At 44.2% G+C, this 13,626-nt stretch carries 16 protein-coding genes; 1 reads left to right on the top strand and 15 read right to left on the bottom strand.

Annotated elements, in window-relative coordinates; translation table 11 throughout:
- Positions 1 to 19: 19 nt before the first annotated feature.
- Positions 20 to 571, bottom strand: coding sequence for a gluconokinase (locus tag OM978_RS02175; protein WP_264345192.1), 552 nt, complete (start codon positions 569 to 571; stop codon positions 20 to 22).
- Positions 572 to 696: 125 nt separating this feature from the next.
- Here OM978_RS02175 and OM978_RS02170 point away from each other — a divergent pair, with 125 nt between their 5' ends.
- A complete protein-coding gene (locus OM978_RS02170) occupies positions 697 to 1,698 on the top strand; it encodes a LacI family DNA-binding transcriptional regulator (protein WP_264345189.1) in 1,002 nt (333 codons plus the stop codon).
- 123 nt (positions 1,699 to 1,821) lie between these two features.
- Here OM978_RS02170 and OM978_RS02165 read toward each other — a convergent pair whose 3' ends face one another.
- The 14 genes from OM978_RS02165 to OM978_RS02100 form a co-directional block, all read right to left on the bottom strand.
- Positions 1,822 to 2,049: a hypothetical protein gene (locus OM978_RS02165; RefSeq protein WP_264345187.1), complete on the bottom strand. Its 228-nt coding sequence runs from the start codon at positions 2,047 to 2,049 to the stop codon at positions 1,822 to 1,824.
- Between the two features lie 250 nt (positions 2,050 to 2,299).
- Complete coding sequence (locus tag OM978_RS02160; RefSeq protein WP_413690843.1) at positions 2,300 to 2,635, bottom strand: RHS domain-containing protein; 336 nt, start codon at positions 2,633 to 2,635, stop codon at positions 2,300 to 2,302.
- 609 nt (positions 2,636 to 3,244) lie between these two features.
- Positions 3,245 to 3,676 carry a hypothetical protein gene (locus OM978_RS02155; RefSeq protein WP_413690842.1) on the bottom strand — a complete coding sequence of 144 codons (432 nt, stop codon included), beginning with the start codon at positions 3,674 to 3,676 and terminating at the stop codon, positions 3,245 to 3,247.
- A gap of 126 nt (positions 3,677 to 3,802) precedes the next feature.
- Positions 3,803 to 4,414: a hypothetical protein gene (locus OM978_RS02150; RefSeq protein ID WP_264345185.1), complete on the bottom strand. Its 612-nt coding sequence runs from the start codon at positions 4,412 to 4,414 to the stop codon at positions 3,803 to 3,805.
- A gap of 2 nt (positions 4,415 to 4,416) precedes the next feature.
- Positions 4,417 to 5,601, bottom strand: coding sequence for an RHS repeat domain-containing protein (locus OM978_RS02145; RefSeq protein WP_264345183.1), 1,185 nt, complete (start codon positions 5,599 to 5,601; stop codon positions 4,417 to 4,419).
- 74 nt (positions 5,602 to 5,675) lie between these two features.
- Positions 5,676 to 6,068, bottom strand: coding sequence for a hypothetical protein (locus OM978_RS02140; RefSeq protein ID WP_264345181.1), 393 nt, complete (start codon positions 6,066 to 6,068; stop codon positions 5,676 to 5,678).
- Positions 6,061 to 7,569 (bottom strand): RHS repeat domain-containing protein, encoded by a 1,509-nt coding sequence (locus OM978_RS02135; RefSeq protein ID WP_264345179.1) that lies wholly within the window; start codon positions 7,567 to 7,569, stop codon positions 6,061 to 6,063. The genes OM978_RS02140 and OM978_RS02135 overlap by 8 nt, the downstream gene beginning before the upstream one ends.
- Before the next feature lie 29 nt (positions 7,570 to 7,598).
- Positions 7,599 to 7,739, bottom strand: coding sequence for a hypothetical protein (locus tag OM978_RS02130; RefSeq protein WP_264345177.1), 141 nt, complete (start codon positions 7,737 to 7,739; stop codon positions 7,599 to 7,601).
- Between the two features lie 143 nt (positions 7,740 to 7,882).
- Positions 7,883 to 8,347, bottom strand: a complete 465-nt coding sequence (locus OM978_RS02125; RefSeq protein ID WP_264345175.1) for a hypothetical protein — start codon at positions 8,345 to 8,347, stop codon at positions 7,883 to 7,885.
- Positions 8,347 to 9,162 carry an RHS repeat-associated core domain-containing protein gene (locus OM978_RS02120; RefSeq protein WP_264345173.1) on the bottom strand — a complete coding sequence of 272 codons (816 nt, stop codon included), beginning with the start codon at positions 9,160 to 9,162 and terminating at the stop codon, positions 8,347 to 8,349. Before OM978_RS02120 ends, OM978_RS02125 begins: the two co-directional genes overlap by 1 nt.
- On the bottom strand, positions 9,156 to 9,491 hold the full coding sequence (locus OM978_RS02115) for an RHS repeat domain-containing protein (protein ID WP_264345171.1): 336 nt from the start codon (positions 9,489 to 9,491) through the stop codon (positions 9,156 to 9,158). Before OM978_RS02115 ends, OM978_RS02120 begins: the two co-directional genes overlap by 7 nt.
- 91 nt (positions 9,492 to 9,582) lie before the next feature.
- A complete protein-coding gene (locus OM978_RS02110; RefSeq protein WP_264345169.1) occupies positions 9,583 to 9,810 on the bottom strand; it encodes a hypothetical protein in 228 nt (75 codons plus the stop codon).
- Between the two features lie 289 nt (positions 9,811 to 10,099).
- Positions 10,100 to 10,618: an RHS domain-containing protein gene (locus OM978_RS02105; protein ID WP_264345167.1), complete on the bottom strand. Its 519-nt coding sequence runs from the start codon at positions 10,616 to 10,618 to the stop codon at positions 10,100 to 10,102.
- A 311-nt stretch (positions 10,619 to 10,929) separates the two neighbouring features.
- The gene (locus OM978_RS02100) at positions 10,930 to 13,392 is read right to left on the bottom strand and encodes a TonB-dependent receptor (RefSeq protein WP_264345165.1); all 2,463 of its coding nucleotides are present in this window, start codon (positions 13,390 to 13,392) and stop codon (positions 10,930 to 10,932) included.
- Positions 13,393 to 13,626 lie beyond the last annotated feature (234 nt).

Genomic DNA, 13,626 nt, shown 5'->3' with positions numbered 1-13,626 from the left:
GGCCAGTCGTGATCGCTTGTTATAGTCGTTGTTCTATTTTTAAAATGACTTGCAGCATCAGTTCGTTGACGCTTTGGCTGATATCCAGACACAACACATCAGCTTCCTGCTCTACCGATTCCATAGTCGCCAGCTGGCTTTGCAGCATAGACACAGGCATAAAATGGTTTTGTCGCTGCGCCAGTCGCTGCGCCAGTAATTCAACACTGCCCTGTAAATAAATGAACTGTGGGTTGGAAGCCGCCTGACGAATGCGCTCACGATGCTGGCGGATTAAACCTGAGTAACTTAATACCACGGGGAGTTGTTTGGCTGCGCACTCTTGTAGTGCAGCACATAAACGGCCGACCCATTGGTCACGCATCTCACTGGTAATAGGAGTGCCTGATGCCATCATTTGTTTGGCTTCAAGGCTATGGAAATCATCACCTTCGAGATAATGCCAGCCCAGCTGCTCTGCAAGGCGCAAAGCCAGCGTAGATTTGCCGCTACCGGCTACACCCATAATGATCAGACTTTGGTTTTTTGTTGTACTGCTTGCCTGCTTCTGAGCTGTTAGATCCTGTTGCATCAGATACGATCACACCTGCTGTAAAAATGTGGCCTCAGCTTAATTCAGATGAAATGATAGCGCAACCATTTTGACTCAAACTGAGCTTTCAGTTATTGTTTTTTAAAAATAATGAGAATGGTACGATGAATAAAAAACCTAACCTGAAAGATGTTGCAAAAGTAGCAGGTGTCAGCGCAATTACCGTGTCCCGCGTGCTTAGCAATCCTGATAAAGTATCAGAAAAACTGCGGTCAAAAGTTGAACAGGCTGTACATGAAATTGGTTATATTCGTAACCATGCTGCCAGTGCTTTGGCTTCCCGTCGTTCAGGTGTGATAGCGGTTATCATTCCATCATTATCTAACATAGTTTTTAATGATGTGCTGCAGGGTATTTATAGTGCTGTGAAACAACATCATCTTCAGGTGGTATTGGGGGATTGCCATTATTCGCCACTGGAAGAAGAAAAACTGATCGCTACTTTACTGAGTCAGTCGCCTGAAGGTTTTATCTTAACCGGCACAGATCAAACCGATTACGCCCGTAAATTGCTGCAGCAATCCGGTATTCCGATAGTGCAGCTGATGGAACTCAGCGACTGCCCTATTGATATGAATATTGGCTTCTCGCATTTTAATGCAGGCGTGGATATCACCAACCATTTACTGCAAAAAGGCTATCGTAAACTGGGCTTTTTGGGTGCCCGCATGGATACCCGTACTCAGCAACGTTTAGCTGGTTTTAAAAAGGCGATAGCGGATTTTAAACAGCCTTGTCAGAGTTATGTGGTCACGACAACTCAGTCTTCATCGATACGTTTAGGTGGTCAGTTATTGCAGGCTGTGATGGCAGAATCTCAAGGTCAGTGTGATGCGATATTCTGCTGTAACGACGATTTGGCATTGGGTGCTTTGTTTGAAACCAAGCGGATGAACCTGAAAGTACCAGCAGATATTGCCATTTGTGGTTTTAACGATTTAGAAGCTTCAGCTTTGGTCGAACCTGCCATTACCAGCGTCGCCTCACCTCGTTTTGAGATGGGTCAGCAAGCGGTTGAATTACTGATGACAGCTTCAGGTCAGGACAAAACCCATAAGCCACCTATAGATGTGGGTTATCGCATAGTGGAAAGGGCTTCGACTTAGGACGAATCAAACTAAATTCCTTTAGGGCGATAGCACAATAAAAGCTGTTACTCGCTTCATGTAAACCAAAAAGCAGGGGCAAGTTGCAAGACTCACCCCATATACAGCGGTCTATCTTTGCATTTACTTTTTTCTCAGTATTTCAGATAACGGCTTAATAACTACAAGGCCTAAAGTGACACCAAACACAATGATGTTTACTTTTTCAAGCCAGTGATAACTAGATGCGAACTCTACCTTAATATAGCCATCTGCAAATCTATAGCCTATTGAAATTACGGCGGCAATGAACAAAAAAAACACTATTTTCAATAGAAGCTCAACCTTATTTCTGGCAACCACAATGATCATCTCCGTAACCTTTATTTATGTCATTCGGCAGGTATAAAGCTACCGTTTCATCTTGACACCAAACATGTTAAGCAGAGGTTTGATGACTAACGGAATTAGCAGCAATATAAACACGAATATAAGCACCTTTTGCAGCCAAAAATCATGCTCTGGATAACGTTCTAAAAAGTAAAGCTCTAAGCATTTAAACAGATAGCTTAATAAGGCGGTTACAATTAGCAACCAACAATAAAACAGGATGGATTTAGTTTTATTTCGCACAGCTACAGTCTCTGTATTCTTTATTTAATTGGTCTACAGTCCATTGGTCAAACGCCTCCAGCTTCGCACGCCACACCACATTTCTCAGCGCATTAGTGATGACTTCCGGCCTGCCTAAATGGTCGTTGTGCACAAAATACAGCTGGTTGTTTTGAATATAAGCCACCACCTGGCTATTAAAATAAATGTATTGTTTAGTGGTGCCTTCGGCCAGCAAGTGACCGCTTGGGCTGTAAATAAACCTTGTTTCAACACTACCGGCTTTTTTATATACACGCTGGCCCATCGCGTTGTATCTGTACTGGGCAGAGCCTGCTGATTCCATCCGGTTATCGTTGTTATAGCTGTACGTAATTGTACTGCCGTCATAGCGTTTTTCACTGGTGATATTACCGTTAGCGTCATAACCAAAAATTCTCGTTTGGCTGCCTTTGGTGACTTTGGATAAACGGTTCGAGTTAGCCGCTATGCTGTAAGTCTTAGCAATGGCTCCACTACGGCTGGTTCTGTTACCTACTGCATCATACCCAAAACTATGATTGCCTAAACCACTGCTGGTGATGCCTGTTAAGCGTTTTAGTTGAAAACGAAAAACAGGGGCAGGCTGTCAAGCCTCCCCTATGCGTAGTTCAGCTAGCGGTGAGGTCCGATATTCTAAAATGCCAATAAATGGCCGTAAAAATGACAAAAACAATCATTAGAGTATATGAAGAAGTTGCAGCTACTCTTGTAAAGAAAAACAAATTTATAAGAAATCGGCTACTCTTTCCTTCAGAACGCGAAAGGATTAAAAAGGATTGTTCTCTCGTGCAATCATACTTTTTTCTTACGCATTGAATTATTTTCTCTCTTAGGTAAAAAAATAAAATAATGCAGAAAAATAGAAATCCAAAAATCAAAGGAAAATATTTCCCGTTGTGAAAGTAATCCACCATCATCTGAACGCCCCCTTCATACCCATCCTGTACGAAACAGCTGTGCAAGCCAACATAGCTGTAGGATATGATGCCCACATTGTTTTGTCTTTCGCCAAAGCAAAGTTCATATCCCTGATTAATTTGTCCGTTTTATGAAGTGATTCATATGCTTTATTAACATCAGATTTATTGCATCCTTTATCATTTTCAGCATCCTCGATACCCTGAGCCAATTTATTTCGGCTATCACGCAGATCATTTAATTGATTGGCTTTCTCAGTCAAATCAAAGTAATCGTTTAATGCTGAACCACCGGAATATCCGGCACAAAACATACTGATGCCCAGCCAAGGACTCAGCCCATACTGATCTTCATAAATGACAGGATTCCCACCAACATATGAGTAAGTATTCAATCCACCCGCCAAACCAATTGGGTCTGATTGCAAATAGCGACCTAACGTCGCATCATAATCCCTGAAATAGTTATACCAGTTGCTCTGAGTATTGATTTAAAAGCGGGGCAAGGCGTAAGACTTAACCCCGTGTTTGTTTTTGCATCCCAGTACTTGCCGCTATCCCTCCACTGTCCGAACTACCTTCTTGCAGTCTCGCTGCATATTTATGTTTGGATGTAGTAATGGAGGCTCAGCAAATTTGCTTGGTTCGGCAATAGGCGATGTCGCACTCTTGTCTGCTGTAACTTTAACAGTGAGGGACAGAGACGACAATTCTGGTTTAACTCCATTTGTTTTCACGTCATCTATTTCCAAGACTATTGTCATACCTCGCAACCGAAAGACACGAGTCCGACCAAAGTCAGGATAGGCTGCACAAGAACCAACAAGCTCCTCTACAAAAAATCTAGCTCTACTTTCCCAATCTCTTGTTTGATCTGGCACATCAGTGAAAAGGGTTGAGTACTTCTCTTGCGAATAAAGTGATATCAACCGGCATTCGAAATCGCCGGAATAATCGAATTCACCACCTTCGTACTCCGAACTATGGCATTGAATCTGATAAAGAGGCTTCGTGTCACTGCCAATGATACCAATGGTAACATCTGCAAACTGAACCGGGTCCACATAAATGGTCTTTTCCATTTGCATCACAATAGGCCATGTAACAGCAGCAGAAGAAGCCGCCACGTACAAAAACGCTACCGATACAATTGCTATTGTTTTCATGCTCAACCTCCTACCTGCACTGCCGAAGTTCCTTCCGGACAATTTACTCCATCCGGAACATTGATCCTCACGTCCATAATCCCCCGATCTTTTGTTGCTCCCGGCAGCTCAAGAATGAATGTTCCAGGATATAACTGACGAAGAGCATCTCCAGTACTTAATCCAGGCACAGGCGAAGTGTGATTATCAATTCGGTCAGCAATATTGTCGAACAGCAGTGTGCCGTTAAGCGTGTAGCCACTAATGTTACTCAGATGTGGGCGTATGCCTGCTTTAGTCAATCCGAATTGTGCGGTGATGACTGCTGCCGAGGTGTTATTGATCACGTTAGGAGGGAACGCTCCTACTTTTCCAATATGGTTTGAATTTCCTTTTAGAATTCTGGCTCGCCCTGCACATGTGCAATCAAGGCCAAAGATATCAATCAAACTGAGCGGATTATTGCTCACATATGTATAGGTGTTAAGCCCACCCGCCAAACCAATAGGATCACTCTGCAAATAACGCCCTAAAGTCGTATCATAATCTCTGAAATAGTTATACCAGCTGCCTTTCTCAGCATCCCAGTACTGACCAGGAAAACCAATATTAAAGTCGCCTATGCTGGTCGTAAGTACGCTTCTGTCAAATGCCTCCAACTTCGCACGCCACACTACCGCTTTTAGTGCATTGGTGATGACTTCAGGACGCCCCAAATGGTCGTTGTGCACAAAATACAGCTGGTTGTTTTGAATATAAGCCACCACCTGGCTATTAAAATAAATGTATTGTTTAGTGGTGCCTTCGGCCAGCAAGTGACCGCTTGGGCTGTAAATAAACCTTGTTTCAACACTACCGGCTTTTTTATATACACGCTGGCCCATCGCGTTGTATCTGTACTGGGCAGAGCCTGCTGATTCCATCCGGTTATCGTTGTTATAGCTGTACGTAATTGTACTGCCGTCATAGCGTTTTTCACTGGTGATATTACCGTTAGCGTCATAACCAAAAATTCTCGTTTGGCTGCCTTTGGTGACTTTGGATAAACGGTTCGAGTTAGTCGCTATGCTGTAAGTCTCAGCAATGGCTCCACTGCGGCTGGTTCTGTTGCCCACTGCATCATAGCCAAAACTATGATTGCCCGAACCACTGCTGGTGATGCCTGTTAAGCGTTTTAGTTGAAAACGAAAAACAGGGGCAGGCTGCAAGACTAGCCCCTCTCACTTCGTTCTTTTAACACAATGCTTATAGACTGCGCTTGTTTCAAGCTACTCTGAACAGCTTATTGTTCAGTTGCCACCTCAAACCGAAGGAGCATTCCATCGGGTAAGGTGATTTTGCTCTCTATGAAATCACGATAATCAGGACCCGCATACAATCCCTTAGGCTCCAGTAGAACCACCACCCCTCTGTTGTCACTACTGATTGAACGGATATTTTTGAATAGATCCCAACTATAGTCTTCACCTCCTCCTGGTAGCTCCTGAGAGTAGTTAACTATTCCATTTAAACTTTTAACAATTAAAAATGGATAATGAAGCGTCAATCTATTGTGGGTTGCGATCTGGACAACATAGTTACTATGCCTCACGCCAATAACAACGCTTTCATTGCCATTCCAAAAGGAAAAGCCGCAAAGCAGGACAAGTAATGCAATTATCGTATTTTTAGCCATTACATAAAACCTGATTAATTAGAGTTGTTGTTTTAACTTCTGCTGCTTTTCCTTTACAGCCACTCATAGAGGCATCTTTCATCACATCACCTACTTTAGCGCCTGCGTTATTACCGGCAATCTCAGCCAGGCTTTGCTTTCGGGAAAAACCAGACATCATAAACTGAGACGCATCAGATACATTTCCCACTGTATACAATGGAACGCCAACTATTTGCCCTCCTGCTGCCGCGTAAATGTGCCTTCCTACATCTCCTCCTTGCCCATTAGCGACTAACGCTGATTTAAACCCTGTAGTATCACTTACGCTAACTCGACCAGAAAAGGCTGCATCTATCATTCCTAATCCAAGAGCAAAAGAATTTTGTGGACCAGCATTAACAGCCATTAAGGCAAGACTTCGAGCAAAGTCAAAGCAAGGGCTTAACCCCCAAAAATCATATTTCGTCACCGGATTCCCTCCCACATAACCATAAGTATTCACCCCACCCGCCAATCCAATAGGGTCACTCTGCAAATAGCGCCCTAAAGTCGCATCATAATCCCGAAAATAGTTATACCAACTACCTTTCTCAGCATCCCAGTATTGTCCTGGGAAGCCTATATTGAACTCACCAATAGAAGTAGTCAGTACAGAGCGGTCAAACGCCTCCAGCTTCGCACGCCACACCACATTTCTCAGCGCATTAGTGATGACTTCCGGCCTGCCTAAATGGTCGTTGTGCACAAAATACAGCTGGTTGTTTTGAATATAACCCACCACTTGGTCACCAAAGTAAATGTATTGTTTAGCGGTGCCTTCGGCTAGCAGTTGACCACTGGGGCTGTAAATAAAGCGGGTCTCAACACTACCGACCTTTTTATACACCCGCTGGCCCAGCGCGTTGTATCTGTACTGAGCTGTGCCCGCTGATTCCATCCTGTTATCGCTGTTATAGGTATAGGTTATCGTACTGCCGTCAAAGCGCTTCTCACTGGTGACATTACCGTTAGCGTCATAACCAAAAATTCGGGTTTGACCACCTTTGGTCACTGACGATAAACGGTTTGAGTTAGCAGCTATGCTGTAAGTCTCGGCAATAGCTCCACTACGGCTGGTTCTATTGCCCACTGCATCATAGCCAAAACTATGATTACCTAAACCACTGCTGGTGATGCCTGTTAAACGTTTTAACGCGTCGTAGCTGAAACTCTGGGTATAGCCGCTGGTGATGCCATGCGTGATTTTATTGATGGTACTATCCAGGTTGTAACTAAAACCAAGGCTTTGAACTCCCGCTGTCGCTATGCCTGTTAAACGGTAACTCTGGTCGTAGCTCAAATTACGTTTTAGGCCATTGCCATAGGTCCATTCATCCACAGGCCCGCCCGGAAATTGCTTTATACCGCTCAGCACTGGCTGGGTGCCCCCGTTGATGGTCACTGTCATAGCAGCCAAATCACCATTGACCGCATAAGTGTAATTTACTCGGTTACCACCGGGATAAGTTTGGCTGGTCACACGGCCTAAACTGTCATATCCCCAGGAGGTTAAATCATCCCAGCTGCAGCCAGAGTGGTTTGAGTTTGGCTTGCCAATAAACCCCATTCATTAAACTGATAACTGATGGAAGCAGCGTCATCACTGCTCATTCTGTTGAGCGATGCCACTGATCCATCAAGAATAGCCACACAGTCATCTGCTGTTTTAATTGCATCATAATTCGCAACCAATCGGAGAATTGCGCTTACCTTCAGTGTAAGCGCATTGTTTATGCGTCAGTTCAAATTGCAAAACAGGATCAAGATTTACACTTAATTTGGGCAGCCTGACTTTACTGCAGAAGCCGGATTCCACACAACCCAAAAATAAATGAGAATCGGAGGTTTAGGCTCTGAATATACTTCAATAATCGCATCAAATTCTGACTTACAGTAAATGATTTTCTTAGTTCCAACGTCATTGGATTCAATATTTTTTTCCTCCAGCCATTAGTCGATAAGATCTTTTCAAAATAACTATCAGTTTGAGCAAATGATTGATTGATCATAAATTTCTGACGCACATTTTTGATTGTTAACTGGTTTTTGCTCTTGAGCTCATTAACTGGATGCCAATCATGAGCAGAAGCTAATACATTGAAAAACTCGGTCTTTGTTTCTTCCAGACTTGGTGCTGCCTCCAAATCTAGCTGCACAAGTTGCCAAATAAATTGACCAAATAATGTGATAAACGCAAGGTAAAATACGGTAATAAACAATGGATGTTTTTTTATTTTGCCTATCCATACAAATGCCATCACCACCCTCCTAACCCTGTGGGGCCCTGCGGATAACCTATTGTTCCGGGGTTCGCACTAAATCCTATGCCAAACCCAAGCATAAATGCAGTTCCATTTTCAGGGGTCCAAGCTCCTCCCGCACCTAAGCCGAGATAACCTCCTCCAAAGCCGTTACCATGGCCGGTTAAGAAATCATCAACTTCAGTACCTGTCGGAGTTTCACAACGAGTTAACCATGCCGCGCTCATACTAAAACCACCACTTGATGGATTAGGGTATTGCCTTACAAAACCTCCTCCAACAAAATAATTGCCACTCCGAGACAACTGTACGTAACCATTCAGGATATATGCATCCATTGATATTTGAATGTAATCAGGCGCTCTAACCCCATGCGTCCAGGATTGCCCCGCAACATAGAAGTCATTTGGATTTCCATCAGGCCATAGGCCTGTCGGATCTGTTAGGGAAGTAGGACGATTGAAAACATAGCCATAAGTATTCAACCCACCAGCCAAACCAATAGGGTCACTCTGCAAATAGCGCCCTAACGTCGCATCATAATCCCTGAAATAGTTATACCAGCTACCTTTCTCAGCATCCCAGTACTGACCTGGAAAACCAATATTAAACTCGCCAATACTTGTACTTAACACAGAGCGGTCAAACGCCTCCAGCTTCGCACGCCACACCACATTTTTCAGCGCATTGGTGATGACTTCCGGCCTGCCTAAGTGGTCGTTGTGCACAAAATACAGCTGGTTGTTCAGAATATAACCCACCACATGGTCATTAAAGTAAATGTACTGTTTGCTGGTGCCTTCGGCTAACAACTGGCCTTGTGGACTGTAAATAAACCTTGTTTCAACGCTACCGACTTTTTATACACCCGCTTGCCCATCGCGTTGTATCTATACTGGGCAGAGCCTGCTGATTCCATCCTGTTATCGCTGTTATAGGTATAGGTGATTGTACTGCCATCAAAGCGCTTCTCACTGGTGACATTGCCGTTAGCGTCATAACCAAAAATTCGGGTTTGACCACCTTTGGTCACTGACGATAAACGGTTCGAGTTAGCCGCTATACTGTAAGTCTCAGCAATGGCTCCACTACGGCTGGTTCTGTTACCTACTGCATCATAGCCAAAACTATGATTACCCAAACCACTGCTGGTGATGCCTGTTAAACGTTAAAATCGAAAAATAGGGGTTAGGTATAAGACCAACCCCTTTTATGGCATTCGATACTTGAAGTTACTTTTTTCTCAGTATTTCAGATAACGGCTTAATAACTACAAGGCCTAAAGTGATACCAAACACAATGATGTTTACTTTTTCAAGCCAGTGATAACTAGAAGCGTACTCTACCTTAAAATAGCCATCTGCAAATCTGTAGCCTATTGAAATTACGGCGGCGATGAACAGAAGAAATGTTATTTGAAGTAGAAGCTCAACCTTATTTCTGGCAACCACAATGATCATCTCCTTAACCTTTATTTATGCCATTCTGCAGGTATAAAGCTACCGTTTCATCTTGACACCAAACATGTTAAGCAGAGGTTTGATTACTAACGGAATTAGCAGCAATATAAACACGAATATAAGCACCTTTTGCAGCCAAAAATCATGCTCTGGATAATGCTCTAAAAAGTTAAGCTCTAAGCATTTAAACAGATAGCTTAATAAGGCGGTTACAATTAGCAACCAACAATAAAACAGGATGGATTTAGTTTTATTTCCCACAGCTACAGTCTCTGTATTCTTTATTTAATTAGTCTACAGTCCATTGGTCAAACGCCTCCAGCTTCGCACGCCACACCACATTTCTCAGCGCATTGGTGATGACTTCCGGCCTGCCTAAATGGTCGTTGTGCACATAATACAGCTGGTTGTTCAGAATATAACCCACCACTTGTCCACCAAAGTAAATGTATTGTTTGGTGGTGCCTTCGGCTAGCAGTTGACCACTGGAGCTGTAAATAAAGCGGGTTTCAACACTACCCACCTTTTTATACACCCGCTGGCCCATCGCGTTGTATCTGTACTGGGCTGTGCCCGCTGATTCCATCCTGTTATCGTTGTTGTAGCTGTACGTGATTGTACTGCCGTCAAGACGTTTTTCACTGGTGACATTACCGTTAGCGTCATAACCAAAAATTCTCGTTTGGCCGCCTTTGGTCACTGACGATAAACGGTTTGAGTTGGGCGCTATAGCGTAGGATCCATCCATCACCAACTGAAGCTTTAAAGCACAAACCAAGCTACCCAAAAAGAATACAGTTAGCAACATAATAAACACACAAAATCACAATATAGGTAAAACTATAAAGACACTTGATGAGCAGGCATGGAAGGCAACAATGGAGAAGGCAGCAGGGCTTAAAGTTCACAAGGCGGCGAATAAAAAAGTACCAGCCGAAGCTGGTACTGATACCCCAATTACACCGGGAGGACCCAGACTCGCACAAAGTCCGGGAGACAAGGGTAAAACTTTATCTTCGCTCCATTTCTGGAGCAGTAGCTTTGTTGATGTCTTCCACAGATCCCAAAATCAATGTGGACCAGGAACGGGCGACCTAAAGGTCGCCCCTACAACATCAATTATTCAAAAGCTACGTTAAAACGCACACCAAAGGTACGTGGTGATTGCCACATAAAGTTAGGTACGGCGTCACCGTGAGTACGGCCTTGATCGCTCTTAATATCGCGGTCAGTGACGTTATTCACGAAAGCTTCCGTTGACCAGCTGCCTTCTGAAGGTTCGAACGTCAGGCTTAAATCCACTTTGGTATAGGCATCCTGACGATCGATATCAGCAGCGTAAGGCAGATTTTTGAAACCTGCTGGTCTGTCACCACGGTTGGCCGGGTCAAACCATACTTCGCTGGTATAACCCACACGAATACGTGGTTTTAACGTAGCGCCGCTTTCCAGACCAACAAAATGTTCGTAATTCACAGAAGCTGAGAATTCCGGAGCCATGACTAAATGATTACCGCTGAAATCCAGCAGGTTAGGCAATGCCGGGTTACCTGCAGACGGGTTAAAGGCTAAACCATCACGGCCATATTTAGAATCTGTGGTCAGGAAGTCATCGTAAGTTGCATCCAGTACAGACATAGAACCACTTAACTCGCCATTTTCAATCACTAACCAACGGCCTTCTAATTCCAAACCATTGATAGTGGCTTTACCAGCGTTGGTTTTACGCAGTAAGTCAGCACCGGTGTTGGTCACTACGTTACTGGTGACCTGTAAGTCGGTGTATTCAGTGCTGAACAGCGCAGCAAATAACTGCAACGTACCGTCCAGGAATAAACCTTTCATACCCAATTCGATACTGGTGTTTTCTTCCGGCGCTACATAAGCGGCAGTACCTGCAGCTTCGTTGTTGTTAGCAGCAATAATGGCATCCAGAGCTTCTTGCGTGAATGGGCCAGTACCAGTGTATTTGTTACCATCCTGAATAGTACCTGACTTAAAGCCAGTGGCGTAGGAGGTGTAGAACATCACGTCATCTGTCATGTCCCATTCAACCCGAGCCATACCTGTGGTTTTGCTCCACTCCGGGCTGGTGTCGTTGTAAGTATCGACCCAACATTGACCAGGTTGTACCAGGTTCTTGTTCGGGCCAAGACCATTCAATATGCCATCCGGATCCATGTAACCTACATTATCCTGATTAGGGTCCATCACTTCAGTACGTTTTACGTCAGGACACATGATGTTACGGCCACCTTTGTCCCAACGTTTATCGTTGGTGTAACGTAAGCCGGCACTCAAGCGCCAGTCGTCTGTCAGATTGTAAGTAGACTGAGCATAAATACTGTTCGACTCTAAACCACGGTCTGGCTGACGGTAAGTAGACCACAAGTTTTTGTTTGGTGTAGTGCCACCTTCGTAATCGACGTCAGGGTGTACTATGTCAAAAATAGTGTTGTTGTTTTCTTTGAAGTAGAAGTAACCCACCATCCATTGAAAACGCTCAGCATCGTCATTTTTGAACTGTAATTCGTGTTGAGTAGCTTCGTGGTCACATTCAACACAACCGCCCCATTCGTACTTAGTCAGGCTCCAGGTTCTGTCCCATACCGAAACACGAGACGTATCTGTGTAGCCCCCGATGTAAGCCAGTTGCAAACCTGAATCGAAGTTGTAGTTCATTCTGGTACGGAAGCTATCGCTGGTTGCATCGTTAAAACCAGGCTCTTGTACATAAGAGCTGCGATCTGAACCGCCAGTAATGGTCGGGATATTGCCCGTGCCATTATCGGTAAAGTTTTCGTAGGAGAAAGTTAAATCAAACTTGTCTGTTGGCTGATAAAAAGCGCTGAAACGCGCAGCGGCCAGATCGGTAGAACCGTATTTTTCGCCCATGGCTGAACCAGGCAGGAAATCAACCACACCTTCAGATTGGTCCATTGCAGCTGCAACACGAATAGCCAATGTCTCGCTTAAAGGAATATTGACCATAGCGCGGGTAGCACGGCGGTCGTAGTTACCTAAGGTGATTTCAGCGTTGGCATCAAAACCATCCAGACGGGCTTTGGCAGTGTGTAAGTTCACTACACCACCAGTGGCGTTACGGCCGAATAAAGTGCCTTGTGGACCACGTAAAACTTCAGCACCTTCTAAATCAAACATCAAAGCAGAAGCGCCTTGAGAGCGGGCTGAATAAATACCATCAATGTGGAAAGCTACAGCAGGGTCACCACTTTCAGTCTGGTCAGAAGAACCAATACCACGCACATACACCATAGGCGTATTTTGTGTGCCGTTTTGTGCAATTTGTAAGCTAGGAACTATGCCCTGTAAATCATCCAGCTGTGCCACATGGTTTTCGTCCAGAGTTTTCTGGTCAAAGGCAGTTACCGCCAGTGGAGTTTCACGTAAGGTAGTTACCCTTTTGGTCGCGCTGATCTGAATTACTTCAATAGCACGGCCTTCATCATCTTTGCCATCGCTGGTTTTTGCAGTTTCAGCGACTTGTGCAACAACACCAAAAGCGCTGCAGAGCGCCAGTGTGGTCAGTAAGTAAGACGGTTTTAATTTTAAGACTTTCACTTTGATTCCCCTATCCTGTCTGGATGTCTTTGTCAGCATGACAGCGCTAACACCTGTTGATTATTTTTATTTGGTATCAGTTCAAGCGATAGGAAATCCAGGGCATATCCTCTCGGGATTGCTGTTTTAATTGATTTCTTCCGCTTGGTTTTCATACCAAGGCTAAGCCTGGACGATAAATTAGCCTCAGATAAATGATTGCGCAACCATTATTTAGATCTTTTTTGTGAAAAT

The organism is Rheinheimera sp. MM224 (assembly GCF_947090785.1).
In the GTDB taxonomy this organism is placed as follows: Bacteria; Pseudomonadota; Gammaproteobacteria; order Enterobacterales; family Alteromonadaceae; genus Pararheinheimera.
The sequence above is the reverse complement of the archived record's forward strand: the minus strand, read 5'-3'. Positions and strand labels throughout refer to the sequence as shown.

What these genes read in the sequence shown, in the direction of transcription:
- OM978_RS02160 (WP_413690843.1), bottom strand. Translation starts at nt 2,635, where the DNA reads ATGGAATCAGCAGGCTCTGCCCAGTACAGATACAACGCGATGGGCCAG.
- OM978_RS02110 (WP_264345169.1), bottom strand. Translation starts at nt 9,810, where the DNA reads ATGATCATTGTGGTTGCCAGAAATAAGGTTGAGCTTCTACTTCAAATA.
- OM978_RS02150 (WP_264345185.1), bottom strand. Translation starts at nt 4,414, where the DNA reads ATGAAAACAATAGCAATTGTATCGGTAGCGTTTTTGTACGTGGCGGCT.
- OM978_RS02170 (WP_264345189.1), top strand. Translation starts at nt 697, where the DNA reads ATGAATAAAAAACCTAACCTGAAAGATGTTGCAAAAGTAGCAGGTGTC.
- OM978_RS02125 (WP_264345175.1), bottom strand. Translation starts at nt 8,347, where the DNA reads ATGGCATTTGTATGGATAGGCAAAATAAAAAAACATCCATTGTTTATT.
- OM978_RS02165 (WP_264345187.1), bottom strand. Translation starts at nt 2,049, where the DNA reads ATGATCATTGTGGTTGCCAGAAATAAGGTTGAGCTTCTATTGAAAATA.
- OM978_RS02175 (WP_264345192.1), bottom strand. Translation starts at nt 571, where the DNA reads ATGCAACAGGATCTAACAGCTCAGAAGCAGGCAAGCAGTACAACAAAA.
- OM978_RS02140 (WP_264345181.1), bottom strand. Translation starts at nt 6,068, where the DNA reads ATGGCTAAAAATACGATAATTGCATTACTTGTCCTGCTTTGCGGCTTT.
- OM978_RS02105 (WP_264345167.1), bottom strand. Translation starts at nt 10,618, where the DNA reads ATGTTGCTAACTGTATTCTTTTTGGGTAGCTTGGTTTGTGCTTTAAAG.